Raw genomic sequence first — 21,585 nt, 5'->3', positions numbered from 1 at the left:
TTATCTTTAATAGATGTTCGCACTTTTGTTTAAGAGTGGGCCAACGGCAGAGTTGCTTCGCGTAGCCATTCTTTTACTTCGCCTTCAACAAGCGGGCTGATTTGTTCCCATACTTTTTGATGGTAGTCGTTCAACCAAGCAAGTTCTGGACGAGTCAGCATATCGACATTGATATTGCGTTTGTCGATTGGACAGCGCGTCAATGATTCGAATGATAGAACAGGGAAGTCACCGTTAGTCGGTGTTTCAACTACGAGCTCTAGGTTCTCGATACGGATACCGAACGCATCTGCACGGTAGTAGCCTGGCTCGTTTGATAGCACCATGCCTTCAGTTAGCGGCACATCGATTTGTTTCTTCGAGATACTTGCCGGGCCTTCATGCACACTTAAAAAGTGACCTACACCGTGGCCAGTGCCGTGGTCGTAGTCATAACCTTCGGCCCAAAGATGTTGGCGAGCCAATGTATCGATTTGGTAACCACGAGTACCTTTCGGGAAGCGGGCACGTGCCACACCGATATGACCTTTCAGCGCGAGAGTGAACTGCTTGATCATTTCTGCTGATGGCTGACCAATCGCGATGGTGCGTGTAATGTCGGTTGTGCCATCTAGGTACTGACCGCCTGAATCCACAAGGTAAAGCGTATTCAGCTCTAGCTTACCTGGCTCTGGTTGGTTCTCATGATTGTAGTGACACATAGCCGCATTGCCGCCTGCCGCAGAAATGGTATCAAAGCTCAGATCCATCAGCGTTGGGTCTTCTTTACGGAATGCTTCTAGGCGATCAGCCAGTGTCGCTTCATCATGAAGATTGCCAGCAGCCACTTCGGCATCTAGCCAGCAAAGGAATTTGCTCATCGCTACACCGTCGCGGATATGACAGGCTTTCATGCCCGCAATCTCAACTTCGTTTTTCGCGGCTTTTGGCATTAAACATGGATCGGCTGCAGCAATAACCGATGCGCCTGCATTTTGCAGAACTAACTTAAACCATGCGTTACTGATTGCTGGGTCGAGCAATACCTTTTTACCAGACATGGCTTCAAGGCGAGATTGAAGTGCTTCTGGATGATGAACCGTCACACCAGTACCCACATGCGCTGCAAATTCAGCAGGTAAGCGAGCGGGATCTTGGAAGTACTCTACACTTGAGTCGGCATGAAGAATCGCGTGCGAGAGTAAAACTGGCAAACGCGATACATCCAAGCCACGTACATTCAATAGCCAACAAATAGAATCAAGCGCTGTGATGACTGCGCTGTCTGCACCGGCTTTTGCTACCAGTTGAGCGATCTCTTTACGCTTACTTTCGCTTGATTGACCAACGGCTTTTGTTGGCATGAGGCGAACGTCAGAAACCACTGGTGCAGGGCGGTCATGCCACAATTCATCAATTGGGTTGCCGGAGAGAATGTTTAGCTCAAGTTTTCCGGCCAGTTTTGCTTGTGCCATATCTAGCCAAGCTGAACTGTGCATACGTGGGTCGATAGCCACGGACGCATTTGCGGTTAGATTGTCTTGAATCCAATCCAATGCCGGTTCTTCAATTAGGTGGCGATATTCAAACAACTCGTTAGGAACTTGTTTGGTCACTTGCACTGTATAGCGACCATCAACAAAAATCGCGGCTTTGTCTTGTGTGATCACGGCTGCGCCTGCAGAGCCTGTGAATCCGGTTAGCCAATGGAGGCGTTCATTGTGCGCAGGGACATATTCACCCAGGTATTCATCTTCGTGAGGGATCAGTAGGGCATCAATGTTGTGTTGAGCAAGCCATTCGCGAATTGCGTTCACGCGGCTTAGGGTATCGTTGTGCATCTGTTTTATTCCTTCAAATTACCGCTCCTTCATGCTCAGGTGTGGGAGCTGTTTCCTTCTGCTTCGTGCAGTGATTGAGTTAAACGTCGTAGCAAGATGACGTTTAAGTCTGGGTACAACAGGCCATAGATGAGCCAAAAAGGACTATCGACTGTTAAGCTACTCATTTTAACCGCTAAGCGCAAATTGCGTCCGACATTTTTATCTAAGGTGATCGGTTTTTTGCGTGATCATCGTGCGCAGCCAATTCAAGGCTGGGTCGTTTTCTCTGTCTCTGTGCCAAAACAGAGTGTAAGCCATGGGCGGGAATTCAAGCGGCAATGGCAAGACCACCAAGTCGAGCTGTTTGGCAGCCAGTTGCACAAAATGGCTCGGCGCGGTAAAGATGAAGTCGGTGTAAGAACACAAGCTGGCGGCACTATTGAAATCTGGAACAGTGACTGCAATATCGCGCTCTGCGCCAATGTCCGCTAAACGATAATCCAACAGCCAACGGTCGTTTCCATCACAACGCACTTGTACGTGACGAAGTGCGAGATACGCTTCGAGGTTCCACTTCTGTTTTAGTGCGGGGTGGTTTTTACGAATGATGCACATCTGATGGTCGCGATAGATTTCGAGTTCGCAAATATCATCCGGTGGCAGCAGGGTAAGCTTTGCGTCATTGATGTCGATGTCTTTACCAGTTAATCCCAAATCCAACTCACCACGCTGCAACATTTTGAAGGTGTTATCTGACCAAGGATGCGTGCTGATGGTGACGCCGGGCGCCTGTTGAAAAATCGCTGGTAAGAAATGCGGCAAGATTAATGGGTAGACACTTTCCACCGCTGCAATTTGAAAACGGTATTCACTGCTTTGGGGCGAAAACTCTTCTGGCTGGGTCAGCACTTCTAATTGGTTAATCAACAGATCCAGTTTCGGTTTGAGGAACAATGCACGTGGTGTTGGTGTTAATCCATGTGAGTTACGCGTAAACAATGGATCATCAAATTGAATGCGAAGTTTGGCTAATGATTTGCTCACCGCGGATTGGCTAAGGCACAGTCGATGCGCTGCTCGAGTCACGTTAAGCTCTTCAATTAACACTTTAAAACAGACCAGTAAGTTCAGGTCGAGACGAGCGAGCTTTTCTATGTTCACGGTGAATTTCCTCTGGGGAATAATGGTCATGAGTATACATCATTTCCATTCATATCATCAGATGATTAAGCTCTCTGCAAAGTTCTTGTTCAATTTGGAGTGTTGTGTGTCTAGCCATATTTCTAATAGTAAAAAACAAATGGCGTTGTTGACCCTTTTGGTTCTTTTCAGTCCGCTTGCGATTGATATCTATCTACCTGCGTTACCTCTTATCGCTTCAACTTTTCAGGTAGACAATGCGCTAGCGCAAGACACGATTACATGGTTCCTATTTGCTATGGGTGTTGGCCAACTGTTTGCTGGCCCTTTGGCAGATAAACTCGGACGTCGAACTGTTGCATTGGGCGGCATCACTATCTACGCAATGAGCGCTTTATTGGCGTGGAGTGCTCAAAATATAGAGTGGATGTTGATGTCTCGTTTGCTACAAGGCTTAGGTGCGTGTGCGACATCGGTAGCAGCCTTTGCAACAGTTCGCGATATTTTCGGCCCAGAGAAAAGCGGCAAGATGATCAGCTACCTTAATGGTGCGATCTGCTTTATTCCGGCACTGGCACCAATCTTAGGTAGCTGGTTAACACAGCAATTCGATTGGCGTGCAAACTTCAGCTTTATGGCTGGTTTTGCGGTTGTCTCAGGAACGTTGATGTTCTTGATGATGAAGGAAACCAACCCTGCAACCGAGAAACAAGCGGTATTCAAAGTAAGTCGTTACTGGTCGGTACTGAGCACGCCATCTTTCATTTTCCACGCGTCACTATGTTTGATGGCCATGGCGGTTATCTTAGCTTACGTGACGTCAGCACCGTCGGTATTGATGACAGGCATGGGCCTTTCAATGAATGAGTTCACATTCTGGTTTGGCATTAACGCGGTCATCAACATCGCTGGTTGTATGTTGGCACCGAAGTTCATGGAACGTTTTGGCACACACAACACGCTTGTGGTTGGTATCTCGACGTTGGCTCTGGCTGGTGTGGTGATGCTGGTGATGAATGGCCAAAACACGGCGCTGTCGTTCATGCTGCCAATCTTTATGTCGTCCGTTGGTTTTGCTTTGATTCTTGGCGGCGCCGCGGGCAAGGCGTTGGAACCATTCGGTGATAAAGCGGGCACAGCCGCGGCGCTACTTGGTTTGTTCCAAATGAGCGGTTCTGGTTTGTTAGTGGGTACCTTACAGCGTTTGCCGTTTGATCCACAAACATTGATTGCTATTCATATGTGGGTATTGCTACCAGCATTGGTGATTCTATTTTCAAAGGCTGGTAAGAGCTGGCACGCACGCTTCGCTAATGCGTAAATCAGTGTAATTTAGTATTTTCCAATGTATGTAACGCGTGTATATTTGTCGTTCACACTTTTCCTGACACCATAATGGAATTCAAAAAGTAATGTCGTTAACCACGTATGAAATGGCTCGTATTTTAGAGCAAATGGAAGAATCACCAGAAAAGGTGATGTTTGGTAAGTTGCTTAATGAGCTGGGCAATCAAAGCTCCGAGCGCATTCGTAGTGCGGCAAAACAAGTACCTCTACCAATCTTGCGTGACATTGTGTACCAATTTCAACAAGTGATTGAGTCACGCAAGGGCGAGCAAGTTGAGCTATTAGCAAAAGACCTCGCACAACAAGGTATCTCAGCGGATGAACTGCTGGCTTACCTAAACAAGCAATAAAAGAAATCCCCGCAATCGCGGGGATTTTTCTATCTGACGAATTTGTCTTTTAGCAATCGGTCGAGCGAAAACGGACCGCCTCCCCACAGCGTCACAATCAAAATCATTAACCCCCAGAGTTGGTGGTCATGGAAACCTTTCTCCCAAAGTAGTGGGTAGGACAGGACAGCGATAATGTTGAATACAAACAACATGGCAGCCATAGGGCGAGTAAATAATCCAAGCGCTAAAAAGACCGGAAGAACTAACTCTGCGAATGTGCCTGAATAGGCGGCAAATTCCCAAGGTAGCAACGGAACTTGATACTCAAATTCGAACAAGTACAAGGTGCTATCCCATGAGGCAATTTTGATAAGGCCAGAATTAAAAAACACCCAAGCGACCCATAAACGGCAAAACAGCAGCAACAACGGCATTGCGTGAGTTTGTAAGCTGTTGGTGTATTCGTCGTAGCGGCTAATCAGGCTTTTAACAGAATCTGTCATCGTATCCTCCTTACGCGGTTTGCAGCGTAAAACCTTCAATCAGGTCAAGCGTCATAATGTGATTAAGATGAGCGAGCAACGGCTCAGGGATATCGCTCAAACATTGCTTTTGTTCCAAGCTGGCAAGCAATTGATAGGCTTCGGCATCCAGCGCGAAACACTGCGCTTCACCATTGGGCTCGACGCGGATCACCCCTTGTTGTAATTGGTTGATGTTGAGCTGATCGAATTGCTGACTACGAACAGCTGCGAATAAATCAAACACCGCGTAATGAGCATCAAAGCACTTACACCCAGGACGAAGGTGGAAAACTAAATGAGAATGTTGCGACTCTGGTACGTGTGGTAATTCAGTCAGCGGTTGCACGGCTGTGTCTGCTTGATGCTCATAACGAGCTTGGCGAGCAAGGTCGATGTTCCATTCAAAGAGAGCAACTTCTGGGCTGTATGGTGCTTGAGCCATGACCTGACCAAACAACATCACAGTGAGGTGAAAGTCTTTTCCGTAGTGAATAACACTGCCTTCTTGGAGTGGGTGCGTTAAAACATGTTGGCGTGCTATTTGAGCAAAGCACGTTTCCCCTAGTAACGCTGCAACCATCGGATAAGTAGCAGAAAGGACTTCGCTCAAGCTGATGATAAAGTTGTTGCGATATATCTGCATGCGCTCGTCAGCGGTAAACTGATCGCTCGCAATATCACAGTCATCGCCCAATGCCTGATAGTGAAGCGCTTTCGCAAACTGGTTTTGTAAGGTGGCTAGCTTCATGAGGCTTTCCTCGTAGCGCTAAGCGGGGTGGTAATTTGGGAGAGAAGGAGCGAGGCCTTTTCCGCTTCTGCCAATAACACTTCTGGTGCTGGGATATCTAAGTCCCATTCAATTAAGGTATGGCGCGGACCATACTGTTCGACCCAGTGTTGATATAACTTCCAGACTTCCGTGCTGACGGGACGGCTGTGAGTATCAATCCAAATTTCGCCTTTATCGAGTTGCTTGATGGTGAAACCTGCCAAATGAATTTCATCCACTTTGTCTGCCGGAATGGCGGACAGATAGGTATTGCAATCAAAGCCGTGATTGAAGGCTGATACGTGTACGTTATTCAGATCGAGCAGTAACCGGCAACTTGTGCGCTGCTGAACTTCAGCGAGAAACTCCCACTCGCTGATCGTCGAGTGTTTAAACTTCACATAGCTCGATGGGTTCTCGATTAAGATTTCGCGTTGCAGATAATCCTGAACTTCAAGCACATTGCGAGTAAAAACGTTCAGTGCTTCTTCGGTGTATGGTAGGGGAAGCAAGTCGTTAAAATAATGCCCACCATTTTCACTCCAGCTCAAATGGTCAGAGACAAACATCGGGTCAATGGCATCAATCAACGCTTTCAGTTGAGCTAGGTGTACTTGGCTAACGCGTTCAACAGAGCCTAACGACAAACCAATTCCGTGGCAGCTGATCTGGTATTGCTCTCGCAAAGTGTGTAGATATTTTCGTTCGGCTGCATTGGGTTGAAAGTAGTTCTCGCTGTGAATTTCTAACCAAGACAGTTCTGGGCGTTGTTGCTGAAAAAAGTCCAAATGAGGAGTCCGTAAACCAACGCCAACAAGAGGGTGAAAATCGTAGTGTTTCACGTGAAACTCCTTTTCGAACTGGATGAGAAGAGGTTGTGGGGTGTGAGTTGAGCCATCACACGCCCACAACAATTAACGGAGAAATTAAGATGCGCTGGTGCTGCCGCCAGCCAATTTGTCGCAAAGACCTTTTGGAACCACCACAAATGCGTCTTTCTGGTGGTCTTGTTTTGACGTGCCAGCGCAAGAGCTGTTCTTCGTCGCACAGTCATTTTTCCCCGCTTTTGCCACGCCGTAGCACTTTTCTTTTTCTGCCGCGACAGCAGGTGTTGCTGTTAGTAGAGTGCCACCAAGGGCTAGTAGACCAGTAACCGCAGCAGTAACAGCAAGATTCGACTTTTTCATAATAATTTCCTCTGAATGATTTCCTTTACGTTGAGATGGGCAAGCAGATGAGCGATTGAGATGCACAGTTTTTGTCCGCTTGCTTAACTTAAGAGATAGGAAGGTGAGTGAAAAACTTTCAGGGAAATTGTTTTGGAGAATGCTTTTTGATGGTTTGATTTACATAACTAATTGAATGGATAAGTAAAAAATCGTCGAACTTTTTATCTAGTTTTGTCTCAACACACCCTAGTTGTTTAGGTTATAATCTATTTTTATGTATAAATAACCAGTAGCTCATCATGATGGATCCATCTCTATTACTCGACGGTTTGAACGATAAACAGCGTGAAGCCGTTGCAGCACCTCTAGAAAACTTGCTCGTCCTTGCTGGTGCAGGGAGTGGTAAGACTCGTGTTCTTGTTCACCGTATCGCTTGGTTGATGTCGGTAGAACAAGCGTCTCCGTTCTCAATCATGTCGGTAACCTTTACCAACAAAGCGGCAGCGGAGATGCGTGGCCGTATTGAAGAGTTGATGATGGGCAGTGCGTCAGGCATGTGGAATGGTACCTTTCACGGTATTTGTCACCGCATTTTGCGCGCGCACTATCTTGATGCCAAGCTACCGGAAGATTTTCAAATCATCGACAGCGACGATCAACAACGTTTACTGAAGCGTTTGATCAAAGCACAAAATCTGGATGAAAAGCAGTGGCCTGCACGGCAAGTGGCTTGGTGGATTAACGGCAAAAAAGACGAAGGTCTGCGCCCAGCACATATCGATGCATACCACGATCCTGTGACCAAAACCTACTTGCAGCTATACACCGCTTATCAAGAAGCGTGTGACCGTGCAGGTTTGGTCGACTTTGCAGAAATTCTGCTTCGCGCTCATGAGCTACTGCGCGATAACAAGTTTGTCCGAGAGCACTACCAGGCACGCTTTAAACACATTCTGGTTGACGAGTTCCAAGACACCAACAATATCCAATACGCTTGGCTACGCATGATGGCGGGGCCTGAGTGTCATGTGATGATTGTGGGTGACGATGACCAATCGATTTACGGTTGGCGCGGAGCAAAAGTCGAAAACATTGAGAAATTCACCCGTGAATTCCCAAGCGTAACCACCATTCGCCTAGAGCAGAATTACCGTTCCACCAAGACCATTTTGGAAGCTTCCAATACCTTGATCGCCAATAACACTGAGCGTATGGGTAAAGAGCTGTGGACTGACGGCGTCGTTGGTGAGCCGATTTCGGTTTACAGTGCTTACAACGAGTTGGACGAAGCCCGTTTTGCGGTTAACAAAATCAAAGAGTGGCAAGACAAAGGTGGAGCATTGAATGATGCAGCGATGTTGTACCGCAACAACGCCCAGTCTCGTGTACTGGAAGAAGCGTTGATTCAAGCTGGTCTACCATACCGTATTTATGGTGGTATGCGATTCTTCGAGCGTCAGGAAATCAAAGACGCACTGGCCTACATGCGTTTGATGGCTAACCGCAATGATGATGCTGCATTTGAACGTGTGGTGAATACGCCAACTCGTGGTTTAGGTGACAAGACACTAGAAACCATTCGCCGTGCGGCGCGTGATCGTGGTTGCACGATGTGGGAAGCCAGCGTTGCGATGTTGGATGAACAAGTGCTCGCGGGTCGAGCGGCGGGGGCATTAGGTCGCTTTATCGAACTTATTACCGCACTCGAAGACGACACGTTAGAGATGCCGTTGCACGAGCAAACAGACCATGTGATCAAGTACTCTGGCTTGTTTGCCATGTATGAGCAAGAGAAGGGCGAAAAGTCTAAGGCTCGTATTGAGAACTTGGAGGAATTGGTGACCGCAACTCGCCAATTCGAGAAGCCAGAAGAAGCGGAAGAGATGTCGCTGCTGACTGCGTTCTTGACGCATGCGGCGCTAGAAGCGGGTGAAGGGCAAGCCGACGAATTTGAAGATGCAGTTCAATTGATGACACTGCACAGTGCAAAAGGCTTGGAATTCCCATTGGTGTTTATGGTGGGCGTTGAAGAAGGCATGTTCCCAAGCCAGATGTCGGCGGAAGAGGCTGGGCGTTTAGAGGAAGAGCGCCGCCTGTGCTACGTCGGTATGACGCGCGCGATGCAAAAACTCTACATCACTTATGCGGAAATGCGCCGTTTGTATGGTCAAGATAAGTACCATAAGCCATCGCGTTTTATTCGTGAGTTGCCGGAAACGTGCCTGGACGAAGTGCGGATGAAAGCGCAAGTCAGCCGACCTGCAAGTAGTGGTCGCTTTAGCCAAACTGCGGTGAAAGAGAACTTCAACGAGACGGGCTTTTCACTTGGTTCACGTGTAATGCATCCAAAGTTTGGCGAAGGCACCATCATCAACTTTGAAGGCAGCGGTCCACAGAGTCGCGTTCAAATTGCGTTCAATGGTGAAGGCATTAAATGGTTAGTGACTGCTTACGCTAGACTAGAGAAACTGTAAGGTTTTTATCGAAAGCTAGCTTACATTGTTCGCAAACTAACTCAAGGGCTGCTTTGGCGGCTCTTGTTGTATCTGGAGCCTACAAAGTACCTTATTTGAGTTTGAGTTTGAGTTTGAGATGGGGACAACTGTGCTTTGCAGGTCGGGCGGAAATGGCAGAAAAAGAAAAACCCCGAGGGCTTGCGCCCATCGGGGTTATAGTCTTACTCGCAGCAATCCAGCTACTAAAAAGTGCTCCTTGCATCGAATCCTTGATAGCGTGCTGTATTCCTTCAGCTTAATCCTTTCGTCGCCTTCCTAGCGGTGTCCTTGATGACCTTATCCTGGTCTGCTAACTATCCTCGTTAGCTCTCATCACTTGTTCCCTGAGCGGTGTCCATGACATCATCCTGATGTTCAGTCCTTACCTCGTCCAGAGGTGTCCATTTCCCGTCCTTAGTAGCAACCATCCTAGTCGCTATTGATTCCGTTCAATGTCCAGTTTTGCATTCCATGCCCGACTATTCATCCTGAATAACCGTTTCTTCTTCCTGAAGTTCACCAAATCCGTGGTGTTTCCTGTTCCGTGTCAGCATCCTTCCGACAGGTTTAATATTACGTTTTTGGCGCTATCCAACAACGGTGCAAGTTCACATTTTTTTATTCCGCAAACGTTTAAAAACTGCACGTACTTATATTATTCAATAGGTTATGGTTCGTTTGGGGTGCTTTTACTGCTAAAAAAGAGAGTTTTACTCAACCCTTTGTGAGAGATCTCGCACAAAGGGCCGAGCGAAAGGCTACTATTTTCCGATGGCTGCACCTTCTCGGCGTGGATCCGCAGCACCTTCTAAGCCATTTTCAGTGATGCGAATGGCGTGTAAACCGGAATTTAAATCGCGAATTTCGGTCTTAAAGCCCATCTTTTCGAGTGCCGGTTGCAACTGAGTTGCTGCGCTATCTTGCTCGAGGTCGACTGTACCAAAACGGTTTAACACTCTTGGTTGGTTGATCGCTTGCTGAATGTCCATATCCCATTGAGTATGAGCAATGATGGCTTGTGCCACGTAGCCGATAATGCGACTGCCGCCCGGTGAACCAATTGCCATGTATGGTTGATCATCTTTCATGATGATGGTCGGAGCCATGGAGGAGCGAGGACGTTTGCCCGGTTCTAATCGGTTGGCGATTGGCGCGCCATCTTGATGAGTGCGGAAAGAAAAGTCTGTCAGCTCGTTATTGAGCAGGAAGCCGCGAACCATTAAGCGCGAGCCAAAAGCGTTCTCGATGGTGGTGGTCATTGAAACCACATTGCCTTGCTTATCGACGATGTTGAAATGGCTGGTGGAAGGAAGTTCTATCGATTCATCCATACTGAGATTCATTGCATGTGACCACGGTGGGTTACCGGCTTCCACTTTCGTCAGTGCTTTGCCGACCTGAATAAGCTCGGCACGTTGTTTGAGATAGTCTTTGTCCAACAAACCTTCGGTTGGCATGGGTACATAGTCTTGATCGGCCATGTACTTACCGCGATCAGCAAACGCGAGACCAGATGCGTCCGCAATGACCTGCCAAGATTTGGCGCTGTCTGGTCCCCAGCCTTTGAGGTCGTATTGCTCGGTGATAGCCAAGATCTGTCCGACAGTTAGCGCGCCTGAGCTTGGTGGCCCCATGCCGCAGATGTCGTAGCTTTGATAAGCCGCACAAACGGGCTCTCTCTGTTTGATGCGGTAAGTATCAAAATCTTGTTGTGCCAACACGCCCGGGTTATTCACTGCGGTTTGCACGGTTGCGATAATGTCTTTGGCAATATCACCTTGATAGAAGGCTTGAGCACCTTGCTTGGCGATGGCTTGCAAGGCTTGCGCGTATTCTGGATTCTTTAATCGTGTGCCTTCGGCTTTTGGTGAGCCATCGGCGTTAAAGAAATACGCTTTTGTGGTCGGAAAACGTGATAAACGCTCGGCGTCGTTGGCAATCAAACTGGCGAGACGAGGACTGACGGCAAAACCTTCCTCAGCCAAGTTGATCACTGGCTGAATGATCTTTTTCCATTCCAGCTTGCCGTATTTTTGGTGGGTATCCCACAACAGTTTGACGGTGCCCGGCGTCGCGACAGATCGTCCGCCTACAACGGCATCATAAAATTGCAGCGGCTGGCCTTGGTCGTCCAAAAACAGTGTTGGGGTTGCGGCGAGGGGCGCAGTTTCTCGACCATCATAAGTGGTGAGCTTTTGTTGTTCGCCATCCCAATACACCAAAAATGCGCCGCCACCAATACCGGAAGACTGTGGTTCGACTAAGCCAAGCATCAGTTGTACCGCCACCATAGCATCAATGGCATTGCCGCCTTGCTCCAGTACATCAGCACCTGCTTGGGTAGCCATTGGGTTCGCTGCTGTCACCATATAGTCTTTGGCTTTGACAAGTTGTTTGTGCTCAAACCCAGTACTTTGCTCTGGGGCAATCGCATCGGTGGCTTGGTTTGCAAACGCGGTGTGGGTGATAGAGGCGCTAAGAAAAAGACCCGTAGACACGAGTCGGTTGAACGTCCATTGCATGATGACTCTCCATGTTGCCAGTTTGATTGTTCAGCTTGGCAGCCATGGAGAAGATCGTCGAGTCAGCGTTTTAATAAATGTCGGGTGTGCGACGCTTTTAAATCAGAGAGTTAACCGATTAACGTGCTGATGGTTTGCGCCAAGATGCTGCCGCCAACGAGGGTAAACACCACACCACAGATGCCATCGATGTAGATGCCAGCTTGTTGTAATCGACGTTGTAAACGTTGCGTTGAGAGCATCCACGCCAAGCTGGAAAACCAAACCAGAGACAAGCTGAACAGGATAACTAACGCGATGCTTTTGCCTGAGACCGACATTCCGGTTGGCACCAAGCTCGACATCAAGCTGATGAAGAAAACCAGTGCTTTGGGGTTGAGAATGTTGGTTGCAAAACCTTTGGCAAAAGCCTGACGTTTGTTGCTGATCACGAAGCTGTTTGTTTTATTTTGTTGATCCGTTTGCGGGTTTTTGATCGTAGCGATCACGCCGCGCAGGGCCCCAACACCGATGTAAAGTAGGTAACTGCCACCTAGCAGTTGTAATACCGAATACAGCAAAGGATGTTGATGCACAAGGTAGCTCACACCAGTCAGGCTGAACAATGAGTGCAGCAAAATACCAACGGATAAGCCAAGAGCGATGTATAAGCCCGTCTGGCGACCATGACGCGTGGCATTTTGCACCACTAATGCGAAGTCGGGGCCTGGGCTCATTAAGGCAATAAAGTGAATGCTGGCCAATGTCAGCAGGATAGTGGATTCATTCATAACACATCTCAAAGATTACCAATGCAGCTATTGTGGAGGCTTGTTGTGGCATGCGCTTGTAAAAAACTGACAGCCTAAGATGAGCGTGCTGTTATCGAGTGACTTGAGACGGAGAGACGCCATAAGTCTGCTTAAAGGCTTTGCTGAAATGTGCCTGATCGTAAAAACCAATTTGATGCGCGACTTCAGTACCGCATTGTCCTGCTTGTAGTAGCTTCATCCCTTGCTCGAGTCGTAAACGGGCAAACCACGCATACGGTGTCATGCCGGTTTGCGCTTTGAAATGGCGTTGAAATTGAGTCGGGCTTAGCTGGCAAAGCTCAGAAAGAGACTCCAGCCGTACCGATTGGTCGAGGTTTGCCATTAAGTAATCTTTTAAGGTGTTGAGAGATTGCTTACCTAATGGAATGACTTTTTGCCTTGCCAGCGATCCGTAGCGATCAAAAAGTTGGTTAAATCCCTCAAACGGAAGACAATCTTTGGTCAATTGACTGAGATTTTCGCGTCTCAACAGAGCATGTAAGTTACTAAGTTGTGAAAATATCTGTGGATCGGAGATGATCAACTCATTAAAGCGGATAATTTGACCATTTTGCTTAAGATCTGCCAGATCGCTAAGTAAGTGTGGTTCGATCGAAAAAACATTCACTTGATAGCCACTGGCAAGCTTAGATTGGCCGTCGTGCAGTTCATCGGGCGGCATAATAACGATTTGCCCATGACCGACTTGGTGATGAGAGCCTTGATAATGAAACTTCTGCTCACCATGCGTGATCAAGCCGAGGTGAAAATCCAAATGATAGTGCCGTTGAAAGGCAAACTTTTGGTATTTCGCCTCGATCAGACTCAGTTGGTCATGGTCGGTCGCGTAGTATTGAATCTGTTCCATTACATACAAAAAAAAGCTTGGTCACATAATGACCAAGCTTATCCATCAATTGTTAGATTGTCTTGTAAAAAACGATCACTGTGACTGCATGGCTCGGCGTGAACGTCGGTTGTTGCGCAGCCCATCGAAGCTAAATACCACAAGAGCTCCCCAAATAAAGGCGAACGTAATCGCTTTATCCATCGTGAAGGTCTCGCCGTAAATTAACACTGCAAGCAAGAACATCAGGCTAGGGCCGATGTACTGGAAAAAGCCGAGCGTTGATAATTTGAGGCGAGTCGCGGCACCAGTGAAGCACAGCAATGGCAAGGTCGTCACCACACCGGCTGCAATCAACAACGTATTGAGCTGCCATGGATTTTCAATCATGTTTGCCGTTGGTGAGCTGGCAATAAACAGAAGATAAACGGCGGCAGCGGGTAATAAGATTAGCGTTTCGACAAACAAACCCGTTTGAGCATCCACCGCGACTTTCTTACGTAGCAAACCGTAAAAACCAAAGCTCATCGCCAACGCCATCGCTACAATTGGCACCGAACCAAAGACGATCAACTGCACCAAAACGCCGCATCCTGCCAATACCACAGCAAACCATTGCAGCTTACGTAGTCGTTCGCCCAAGAACACCATACCGAGTAACACGTTGATAAGCGGGTTGATGTAATAGCCTAAGCTGGCATCCAGCATGTGATTGGAGTTAACCGCCCAAATGAAGATCAGCCAGTTGCCACCAATCAATACTGAACTGGAAAGCAAATACGCGATTTTCTTTTTATCTGTGGCGATGTGATAAACCGAGCGCCAGTGACGGCCAAAATGAAGAAGTGCGGCAAGCAAAAAGAAAGACCAAATCACTCGGTGGCTTAGGATCTCGAGTGGAGACACTTGTGCTATCGATTTAAAGTACATGGGCGCAATGCCCCACATCGTGTACGCGCCAACCGCAAGCAGGACACCTTGCCGCGCGCGCTGTTGTTCTTCTGGTGTCATGAAGTGTCACCTAATTGTGTGTTTATAGAGCAGAAAATCAGTATACGAGCCGTGGTGTGAAACACCTAACAATTTGCGGTTTTATTCGCCATGAAACCCCATTACAATGTGCCCTCACTTTGTGTGCTGGTGGCATGCAAAAGCATTTCTACATCACCCAATCTGAGATTTTTCATGACCTCAACTTTGTTAGCCGAACAATCAGACTTACCGGTAACGCCTCAACGTGTGTTGGAGGAAGTTTTCGGTTATCAAACGTTTCGTGATGGCCAGCAAGAGGTCATCGAATCGGCGGTCGAGGGCAAAGACAGTCTGGTGATCATGCCGACAGGTGGTGGCAAATCTCTTTGCTATCAGATACCTGCGTTGGTTCGTAGTGGCATCACCTTGGTGATTTCGCCGCTGATTTCTTTGATGAAAGACCAGGTCGATCAGCTCAAAGCCAACGGCGTTGCGGCAGAGTGTGTGAACTCCACCATGAGTCGTGAAGAGCTGCTGAGTGTGTATAACCGCATGCACAGCGGTCAACTCAAATTGGTTTACGTCTCACCAGAACGCGTGTTAATGCGTGACTTCATCGAGCGACTCGAAAACCTACCTTTGGCGATGATTGCGGTGGATGAAGCGCACTGTATCTCGCAGTGGGGGCACGATTTCCGTCCCGAATACGCCGCGCTGGGTCAGCTAAAGCAGCATTTTTCGCATGTGCCATTTATGGCGCTCACCGCCACTGCGGATGACGCTACACGTCGCGACATTCTTGAACGCTTACGTTTGCATGAACCTCATGTCCACTTAGGCAGTTTTGACCGTCCGAATATCCGCTACAACCTGGTCGAGAAGCACAAGCCGATTTCTCAGATCATTCGTTATCTCGACACCCAAAAGGGCAATTGCGGCATCATTTACTGTGGTAGCCGTAAGAAAGTCGAAATGGTGACGGAGAAGTTGTGCAACAACCACATCCGTGCGGCGGGCTATCATGCAGGGATGGACGCTGATGAGCGTGCTTACGTTCAAGAGGCGTTTCAGCGTGATGACATTCAAATCGTGGTCGCGACGGTTGCCTTTGGTATGGGCATCAACAAGCCGAACGTCCGTTTTGTGGTGCACTTTGATATTCCGCGCAATATTGAATCCTACTACCAAGAAACGGGACGAGCAGGGCGAGATGGTTTACCTGCTGAAGCGATGATGTTGTACGACCCCGCAGACATCAGTTGGCTACGCCGCATGCTGGATGAAAAAGACGATGGACCGCAAAAGCAAGTAGAAAGCCATAAACTTAATGCGATGAGTGCCTTTGCAGAAGCGCAAACCTGTCGTCGTCAGGTTCTGCTCAACTACTTTGGTGAATACCGCGAGAAGCCTTGTGGTAACTGCGATATCTGCCTCGATCCACCCAAACATTTTGATGCGACAGAAGAAGCGCGAAAAGCGTTGTCGTGTGTTTACCGTGTTAACCAAAGCTTTGGTATGACCTATGTGGTTGAGGTGCTGCGTGGTATGCAAAATATCCGCGTGCGTGAACATGGCCACGATAAGATCTCTACATACGGCATTGGCCGCGATCACAGCCATGATTACTGGGTGAGTATCTTCCGCCAGTTAATCCACAAAGGATTGTTGTTTCAAAACATCACCCGAAACTCGACGTTGCAATTGACCGAGGAAGCTCGACCATTATTGCGCGGGGATGTGTCGCTCGAGCTAGCGGTTCCTCGTTTGGATACCGCAGCACGCGCTGCGAAGTCGGACAAACTGACCAGCAAAAACTACGATAAGAAGCTGTTTGCGAAATTACGCAAGCTTCGTAAGTCGATTGCCGATGAGGATGGCTTACCACCATACGTTGTATTTAGTGATGCGACCTTGATTGATATGGCGGAGATTCTGCCGACGTCGTATGGCGAAATGCTGGCGGTGAGCGGGGTAGGTCAACGTAAATTAGAAAAATATGCCGATCCATTCTTGGATCTGATTCAAGAACACATCACTCACCACGGATAAGGAACCGAAATGCAGAAGGAATTTGGCCTAACAGAATACATTGCCGAAGAAGGTCGTTTGCTGATTGCAGCCCCAAGATTTGATTTAGACACCTTTCCGGCGTTAGGTGAGCGTTTGGTGGGTTTACTCTCTGCGACGGTAATCGAAAAACAGTGGGATGCGGATATCCACTCTTGGCTGATCGATTTTGAAGGTTGCCGCTTATTTATGAAAGCGGAGCATTACAGTGAAGCGATTTGGTTTGAAGCGCTGAACATTGAAGAGAGCAGGGAAGAGCTCGATTATCTTGCTGGATTATTTCAACGCGGCTTCTAAACTCAACTTATCAACTCTTTAAATCATTTCCTTATAGGGTGTTTCACATGAAACACCCTTTTTCGTTTTTCGCCCAATTCTTTGGTGTAAAGGTGAAATTATCGGATAAACGTTTGCGTAAAAAGCACCGCTTGCGAGCGCAATTGGTTAATGTATAATCGCCCACCGCTTCGCTTGGAATGAGTGAAGCCGATTTGAATTTTCATTTTACATTGTTGGTAAGAGTTGTTTTCGTTACTGAAAATGCTCGATTTGGGTTCCCTCGCCCCCAAACCAAACTAAAAAGGTATCGCATGAGTAACTTTACCCCTGCGCAGCAGCGCAACGCCCTTATCTATCTGGCTTTATTCCATCTAGTCATTATTGCATCCAGCAATTATCTGGTTCAGCTACCGTTTACTATCTTCGGTCTGCACACCACTTGGGGCGCATTTACCTTCCCATTTATCTTCCTAGCGACAGACTTAACTGTTCGTATTTTTGGTGCTCAGTTAGCGCGTAAGATCATCTTCTTAGTGATGTTGCCTGCGTTAGCGGTGTCTTACTTCCTTTCGGTTGTGTTCTTTGAAGGTCAGTTCCAAGGATTTAGCCATCTAGGGGAATTTAACCTGTTTGTCGCACGTATTGCGATTGCGAGTTTCATGGCTTACTTACTTGGTCAGATCATGGATGTGCATGTGTTCAACCGTCTACGCCAAATGAAGCAGTGGTGGGTAGCACCAACGTGTTCGACACTCTTTGGTAATGCGCTAGATACCATCGCGTTCTTTGCGATTGCGTTCTACCAAAGTCCAGATCCATTTATGGCTGAGCACTGGACGGAAATCGCGCTGGTGGATTACGGCTTCAAGTTGGTGATCAGCCTTGGCTTGTTTGTCCCAATGTACGGTGTATTACTGAATTATCTGATTAAGAAGCTAACCGCAGTAAACCCAGACTTCAAAGTGAGTACGGCTGCGTAATCTCGCTGATTGAATGTGAATAACAAAAAGCCGCTGAATCCAGCGGCTTTTTTGTATTTGAAGGACGGGTGCAAGTCTCGTTGTACAGCACAAGGATCAATAAGATCATGGGTGTTCTAAAGCTCCAAGCACTGTGCATTAGAATGCCAAATAACAAAAAGGCTCCATAAGGAGCCTTTTTACTCGATAACAATCATTAGCAAGCGGTAATTGTTAATGGCCAACCAATGTCTGTTTGACGGTTCGATTCTATTTCTAACTCAGCAGCCGTAAGCGGATTAGCTTCTAGCCATTTCGCATCAATGCTCAACGTCAGTTTATCACCTTCAGCCAATAGCTCGACTTGTGGTTCTAAGCTTGGGTTGCGGCGGTGGGTCAGTAGAACTGCAAGACGCAGCAAGCGCAGCACGCGTTTGGCACTTGTTCCAGATATAGCATGTTGCTCTGGTAGTGAGCTTAGCTGCTCGCGGTAACGGCGCGCAATTTCACCAATAAAGAACTTCTGCGCACGTGTATAGCCTGGCAAATCGAGGTTTTGCAGTAAGTAAGCACTATGTTCACCGCCTTTTTTAAAGTCGATGGTTAGGCCAATTTCGTGCAATTTTGCTGTGGTTTCGAGCAGAACTTTACCTTGAGGCTCAGCAATCCACTCATCGCCACCGGCTTGCTCTAAAAGCTTACCAGCCAGCGTTGCCACTTGTTCACCATATTGGCAATCAAGCTGATAACGGCTTTGCACGCTACAAATGGTGCGAGCACGAATGTCATTTTGACGCAGCTCGTCGACCATTTCATAAACCAAGCCTTCACGCAGTGCGCCGCCCGCGAGTGTCATCGCATCGATTTCAAGTAACTCGAAAATCGCGATAAGAATAGACAGGCCGCTAGGGAAGACCAAGGCACGCTCAAGCGTTAAACCTTCGATGTCGAGCTCTTCCAAATGATCGGCTAGCATGGCTTGCTTTTGTAAACGCTTAAGTTTGGAGTGAGTAATTACTTCGTCCATACCCTGCGCCAGCATGATTTCTTGTAGCGCCTGAACGGTACCAGATGCACCTACGCACACATCCCAACCAAGATCGGTGTACTGTTCTAAGATTGGCTTGATGGTTTGCTTTGCGCCTTCAATCGCAGCTTCGAAGTTACGGGCATTCAGTTGGCGATCTTTAAAGAAGTTCTCCAACCATGTCACGCAGCCCATTTTTAGGCTGGTGAGGGCTTTCGCTTCAAAACCTTCGCCAATAATCAGCTCAGTGCTCGCGCCACCAATATCAACCACAAGGCGACGACCACTACCACCTGACGTGTGGGCAACACCTTTATAGATAGTGGCTGCTTCTTCTTCACCAGAGATGACTTCGATTGGCTGCCCCAGAATCTGGTTCGCTTTCTCTAGAAATACATCCACATTGGTGGCAGTACGTAAAGTCGCTGTGCCGACAATGCGAATGTTTTGTGTAGGAATATCCTGCAAGCGTTCCGCAAATAGACTTAAGCAGTCCCATCCTCGCTGCATAGCTTCCATACTAAGAGAATTATGTTCATCTAAGCCCGCCGCTAGACGAACTTTGCGCTTAATTTTAGCCATTGTTTGAACGCTGCCATCGATGTGACGCACAACGAGCATGTGAAAACTGTTCGACCCGAGGTCGATGGCTGCGTATAGCGGTGATGATCCTGCTTGACTCATAAACGACTTCAGTTTCCTTTTATGATTGTTTCGGCGCTGATTGACGTGGCTGACGAGGACGACGTCCTTGAGGCTTACGGTTACCAGAGCGAGTACCACCGGTGTTGGTGCGGCGTTGCTGAACGCGCGGCGCACGCATGCGGATTGGCGCAGGCAGATCTTGAATCAGAGCTGATGCATCGTATTCCGACACAGGAATGGTGTGTTCGATGTATTCTTCAATCGCAGGCAAGTTGATTGCGTATTCTTCACACGCAAAGCTGATTGAGTGACCGCTCGCGCCCGCACGACCCGTACGACCAATGCGGTGTACGTAATCTTCACAATCGTCAGGCAGGTCATAGTTGAATACGTGCGTTACTTGAGGAATGTGTAGCCCACGGGCTGCAACGTCAGTCGCAACAAGAATGTCGACATCGCCTTTAGTGAATTGCTCAAGAATCTTTTCACGTTTCTTCTGTGGAACATCACCTGTTAGTAGGCCAACGCGGTGACCATCTGCCGCCAAGTGGCCCCAAACTGACTCACATTTATGTTTGGTGTTCGCAAACACGATTGCGCGATCTGGCCATTCTTCTTCAATCAGAGTTTGAAGTAGAGCCATCTTGTCTTCATTAGATGGGTAGAACAGCTCTTCTTGGATACGGTGACCGGTTTTTTGTGCTGGCTCAACCACAACATGCTCAGGATTGTGCATATGCTCGAAAGCCAACTCTTGCACGCGGTAAGACAAAGTCGCAGAGAACAACATGTTCAAACGCTCTTTTGGCTCAGGCATACGACGGAACAAGAAACGAATGTCTTTAATAAAGCCAAGATCGAACATGCGGTCGGCTTCATCTAACACAACTGCTTGAATGTTGTTTAGATTGAAAACGCGCTGTTTGTAGAAATCGATGATACGGCCAGTCGTGCCGATAAGAATGTCTACGCCATCTTGTAGCTTCGCAAGTTGCTTATCGTAGCTTTCGCCACCGTAAGCTAATGCGGCTTTTAGACCTGTGCTTGCAATCAGCGGCTCAGCATCGTTGAAGATCTGAATCGCTAGCTCACGCGTTGGCGCCATAATAATTGCGCGCGGTTGCGTTGGTTGACGGCCTTCGTGCTCAGGTGTCGTAAGTAGGTGGTTGAAGGTTGCAGTTAAAAACGCAAGCGTTTTACCAGTGCCCGTTTGGGCCTGGCCTGCGATGTCTTGGCCGGTGAGCAGTACCGGCAACGCCAAGGCTTGGATAGGGGTACAATATTCGAACCCTTTTTTTTCCAATCCTTCAGTAACTTGGGGCTGTAAACCCAAATCGGCGAACTTTTGCTCTGTGATATGCGTCTTTTTCATGGCTATAGAATATCAGCTAAAGCTTGCAATACGAAAGTAAATACATTCCAATAGGGCATCTAATTACTGGTTATCATCCAACCAGTTTCGAAAAACACATTGGAGTGGAAGATGAGTGATAAGATTTTGCAGCTAACTGATGACGGTTTTGAAAACGATGTAATCAATGCTGCAGGCCCAGTTCTCGTAGATTTTTGGGCAGAATGGTGTGGTCCTTGTAAAATGATCGCTCCTATCCTGGACGAAATCGCTGAAGAGTACGAAGGCAAACTCACTATCGGTAAACTAAACATCGACCATAACGCAGGCACGCCGCCTAAGTTTGGTATTCGCGGTATTCCAACGCTACTGTTATTCAAAGACGGCAACGTAGCGGCAACGAAAGTTGGTGCTTTGTCTAAGACTCAGCTTAAAGAGTTCTTGGACGCAAACTTATAATCACCAAGTGATTACAGATAAAACCGTGCAATGTAACAATGCGCGGTTTTGTTTTTCTAACTCTGGACTAGAATATTAATTAGTGCTA

Annotated in this window: 19 protein-coding genes; 7 read left to right on the top strand and 12 right to left on the bottom strand. The window is 47.7% G+C overall.

All coding sequences use genetic code 11. The annotated features are described in order from the left end of the window. Nucleotides 1–29: 29 nt before the first annotated feature. On the bottom strand, nt 30–1,820 hold the full coding sequence (locus tag ACYJZR_RS15130; protein WP_047734290.1) for an aminopeptidase P family protein: 1,791 nt from the start codon (nt 1,818–1,820) through the stop codon (nt 30–32). Nucleotides 1,821–2,021: 201 nt separating this feature from the next. Then, nucleotides 2,022–2,963, bottom strand: coding sequence for a LysR family transcriptional regulator (locus ACYJZR_RS15125; RefSeq protein ID WP_005465075.1), 942 nt, complete (start codon nt 2,961–2,963; stop codon nt 2,022–2,024). A 106-nt stretch (nt 2,964–3,069) separates the two neighbouring features. On the opposite strand from ACYJZR_RS15125, the gene ACYJZR_RS15120 reads away from it, so the two are divergent. Next, a complete protein-coding gene (locus ACYJZR_RS15120; protein WP_005480931.1) occupies nt 3,070–4,263 on the top strand; it encodes a multidrug effflux MFS transporter in 1,194 nt (397 codons plus the stop codon). Nucleotides 4,264–4,354: 91 nt separating this feature from the next. After that, on the top strand, nt 4,355–4,639 hold the full coding sequence (tsrA, locus tag ACYJZR_RS15115) for an H-NS-like global regulator TsrA (RefSeq protein ID WP_005458563.1): 285 nt from the start codon (nt 4,355–4,357) through the stop codon (nt 4,637–4,639). A 29-nt stretch (nt 4,640–4,668) separates the two neighbouring features. Here the strand turns inward: tsrA and ACYJZR_RS15110 are convergent, their stop codons facing one another. From ACYJZR_RS15110 to ACYJZR_RS15095, 4 genes are all read right to left on the bottom strand, one after another. Continuing rightward, the gene (locus tag ACYJZR_RS15110) at nt 4,669–5,124 is read right to left on the bottom strand and encodes a DoxX family protein (RefSeq protein WP_025559128.1); all 456 of its coding nucleotides are present in this window, start codon (nt 5,122–5,124) and stop codon (nt 4,669–4,671) included. Nucleotides 5,125–5,134: 10 nt separating this feature from the next. Further along, nucleotides 5,135–5,893, bottom strand: a complete 759-nt coding sequence (locus tag ACYJZR_RS15105) for an HvfC/BufC N-terminal domain-containing protein (RefSeq protein ID WP_461715832.1) — start codon at nt 5,891–5,893, stop codon at nt 5,135–5,137. After that, nucleotides 5,890–6,756 (bottom strand): MNIO family bufferin maturase, encoded by an 867-nt coding sequence (bufB, locus tag ACYJZR_RS15100; protein WP_029799798.1) that lies wholly within the window; start codon nt 6,754–6,756, stop codon nt 5,890–5,892. Before bufB ends, ACYJZR_RS15105 begins: the two co-directional genes overlap by 4 nt. 84 nt (nt 6,757–6,840) lie before the next feature. Beyond that, complete coding sequence (locus ACYJZR_RS15095; RefSeq protein ID WP_005458571.1) at nt 6,841–7,101, bottom strand: BufA1 family periplasmic bufferin-type metallophore; 261 nt, start codon at nt 7,099–7,101, stop codon at nt 6,841–6,843. 281 nt (nt 7,102–7,382) lie between these two features. Between ACYJZR_RS15095 and uvrD the strand changes: the two genes are divergently transcribed. Beyond that, nucleotides 7,383–9,557 (top strand): DNA helicase II, encoded by a 2,175-nt coding sequence (uvrD, locus tag ACYJZR_RS15090; RefSeq protein ID WP_023585906.1) that lies wholly within the window; start codon nt 7,383–7,385, stop codon nt 9,555–9,557. A gap of 782 nt (nt 9,558–10,339) precedes the next feature. On the opposite strand, the gene ggt is transcribed toward uvrD, so the two are convergent. The 4 genes from ggt to rarD form a co-directional block, all read right to left on the bottom strand. Next, nucleotides 10,340–12,100 (bottom strand): gamma-glutamyltransferase, encoded by a 1,761-nt coding sequence (gene ggt, locus ACYJZR_RS15085; protein WP_461715831.1) that lies wholly within the window; start codon nt 12,098–12,100, stop codon nt 10,340–10,342. Nucleotides 12,101–12,210: 110 nt separating this feature from the next. After that, nucleotides 12,211–12,870, bottom strand: coding sequence for a LysE family translocator (locus ACYJZR_RS15080; RefSeq protein ID WP_406966460.1), 660 nt, complete (start codon nt 12,868–12,870; stop codon nt 12,211–12,213). A gap of 91 nt (nt 12,871–12,961) precedes the next feature. Next, nucleotides 12,962–13,759: an AraC family transcriptional regulator gene (locus tag ACYJZR_RS15075; RefSeq protein WP_005458575.1), complete on the bottom strand. Its 798-nt coding sequence runs from the start codon at nt 13,757–13,759 to the stop codon at nt 12,962–12,964. Nucleotides 13,760–13,834: 75 nt separating this feature from the next. Further along, entirely contained in the window at nt 13,835–14,749 is a 915-nt protein-coding gene (gene rarD, locus ACYJZR_RS15070; RefSeq protein ID WP_005458576.1) for an EamA family transporter RarD, read from the bottom strand. A 174-nt stretch (nt 14,750–14,923) separates the two neighbouring features. Between rarD and recQ the strand changes: the two genes are divergently transcribed. The 3 genes from recQ to ACYJZR_RS15055 all read left to right on the top strand — a co-directional run bounded on the left by recQ (nt 14,924) and on the right by ACYJZR_RS15055 (nt 18,036). Then, nucleotides 14,924–16,759: an ATP-dependent DNA helicase RecQ gene (gene recQ, locus ACYJZR_RS15065; RefSeq protein WP_024700227.1), complete on the top strand. Its 1,836-nt coding sequence runs from the start codon at nt 14,924–14,926 to the stop codon at nt 16,757–16,759. Between the two features lie 9 nt (nt 16,760–16,768). After that, nucleotides 16,769–17,074 (top strand): DUF3630 family protein, encoded by a 306-nt coding sequence (locus ACYJZR_RS15060; protein WP_005458579.1) that lies wholly within the window; start codon nt 16,769–16,771, stop codon nt 17,072–17,074. 293 nt (nt 17,075–17,367) lie between these two features. Beyond that, nucleotides 17,368–18,036: a 7-cyano-7-deazaguanine/7-aminomethyl-7-deazaguanine transporter gene (locus ACYJZR_RS15055; RefSeq protein ID WP_031382036.1), complete on the top strand. Its 669-nt coding sequence runs from the start codon at nt 17,368–17,370 to the stop codon at nt 18,034–18,036. A 196-nt stretch (nt 18,037–18,232) separates the two neighbouring features. Here the strand turns inward: ACYJZR_RS15055 and gppA are convergent, their stop codons facing one another. Both gppA and rhlB read right to left on the bottom strand, forming a co-directional pair. Then, nucleotides 18,233–19,726, bottom strand: a complete 1,494-nt coding sequence (gene gppA / locus ACYJZR_RS15050; protein WP_005480964.1) for a guanosine-5'-triphosphate,3'-diphosphate diphosphatase — start codon at nt 19,724–19,726, stop codon at nt 18,233–18,235. A 19-nt stretch (nt 19,727–19,745) separates the two neighbouring features. Then, entirely contained in the window at nt 19,746–21,059 is a 1,314-nt protein-coding gene (gene rhlB / locus ACYJZR_RS15045) for an ATP-dependent RNA helicase RhlB (RefSeq protein WP_005458582.1), read from the bottom strand. Nucleotides 21,060–21,170: 111 nt separating this feature from the next. On the opposite strand from rhlB, the gene trxA reads away from it, so the two are divergent. Next, nucleotides 21,171–21,497, top strand: a complete 327-nt coding sequence (gene trxA / locus ACYJZR_RS15040; protein WP_005458583.1) for a thioredoxin TrxA — start codon at nt 21,171–21,173, stop codon at nt 21,495–21,497. The last annotated feature ends 88 nt before the right edge of the window (nt 21,498–21,585 follow it).

It is taken from the genome of Vibrio sp. RC2502 (assembly GCF_054850435.1).
The sequence above is the reverse complement of the archived record's forward strand: the minus strand, read 5'-3'. Positions and strand labels throughout refer to the sequence as shown.

Bases quoted from the DNA above. Each gene is read 5' to 3' on its own strand.
- ACYJZR_RS15130 (WP_047734290.1), bottom strand. From the start codon at position 1,820: ATGCACAACGATACCCTAAGCCGCGTGAACGCAATTCGCGAATGGCTT.
- ACYJZR_RS15075 (WP_005458575.1), bottom strand. From the start codon at position 13,759: ATGGAACAGATTCAATACTACGCGACCGACCATGACCAACTGAGTCTG.
- ACYJZR_RS15080 (WP_406966460.1), bottom strand. From the start codon at position 12,870: ATGAATGAATCCACTATCCTGCTGACATTGGCCAGCATTCACTTTATT.
- ACYJZR_RS15095 (WP_005458571.1), bottom strand. From the start codon at position 7,101: ATGAAAAAGTCGAATCTTGCTGTTACTGCTGCGGTTACTGGTCTACTA.
- ACYJZR_RS15110 (WP_025559128.1), bottom strand. From the start codon at position 5,124: ATGACAGATTCTGTTAAAAGCCTGATTAGCCGCTACGACGAATACACC.
- ACYJZR_RS15105 (WP_461715832.1), bottom strand. From the start codon at position 5,893: ATGAAGCTAGCCACCTTACAAAACCAGTTTGCGAAAGCGCTTCACTAT.
- tsrA (WP_005458563.1), top strand. From the start codon at position 4,355: ATGTCGTTAACCACGTATGAAATGGCTCGTATTTTAGAGCAAATGGAA.
- rarD (WP_005458576.1), bottom strand. From the start codon at position 14,749: ATGACACCAGAAGAACAACAGCGCGCGCGGCAAGGTGTCCTGCTTGCG.
- uvrD (WP_023585906.1), top strand. From the start codon at position 7,383: ATGATGGATCCATCTCTATTACTCGACGGTTTGAACGATAAACAGCGT.
- ACYJZR_RS15060 (WP_005458579.1), top strand. From the start codon at position 16,769: ATGCAGAAGGAATTTGGCCTAACAGAATACATTGCCGAAGAAGGTCGT.
- ACYJZR_RS15055 (WP_031382036.1), top strand. From the start codon at position 17,368: ATGAGTAACTTTACCCCTGCGCAGCAGCGCAACGCCCTTATCTATCTG.
- trxA (WP_005458583.1), top strand. From the start codon at position 21,171: ATGAGTGATAAGATTTTGCAGCTAACTGATGACGGTTTTGAAAACGAT.
- rhlB (WP_005458582.1), bottom strand. From the start codon at position 21,059: ATGAAAAAGACGCATATCACAGAGCAAAAGTTCGCCGATTTGGGTTTA.
- recQ (WP_024700227.1), top strand. From the start codon at position 14,924: ATGACCTCAACTTTGTTAGCCGAACAATCAGACTTACCGGTAACGCCT.
- ggt (WP_461715831.1), bottom strand. From the start codon at position 12,100: ATGCAATGGACGTTCAACCGACTCGTGTCTACGGGTCTTTTTCTTAGC.
- gppA (WP_005480964.1), bottom strand. From the start codon at position 19,726: ATGAGTCAAGCAGGATCATCACCGCTATACGCAGCCATCGACCTCGGG.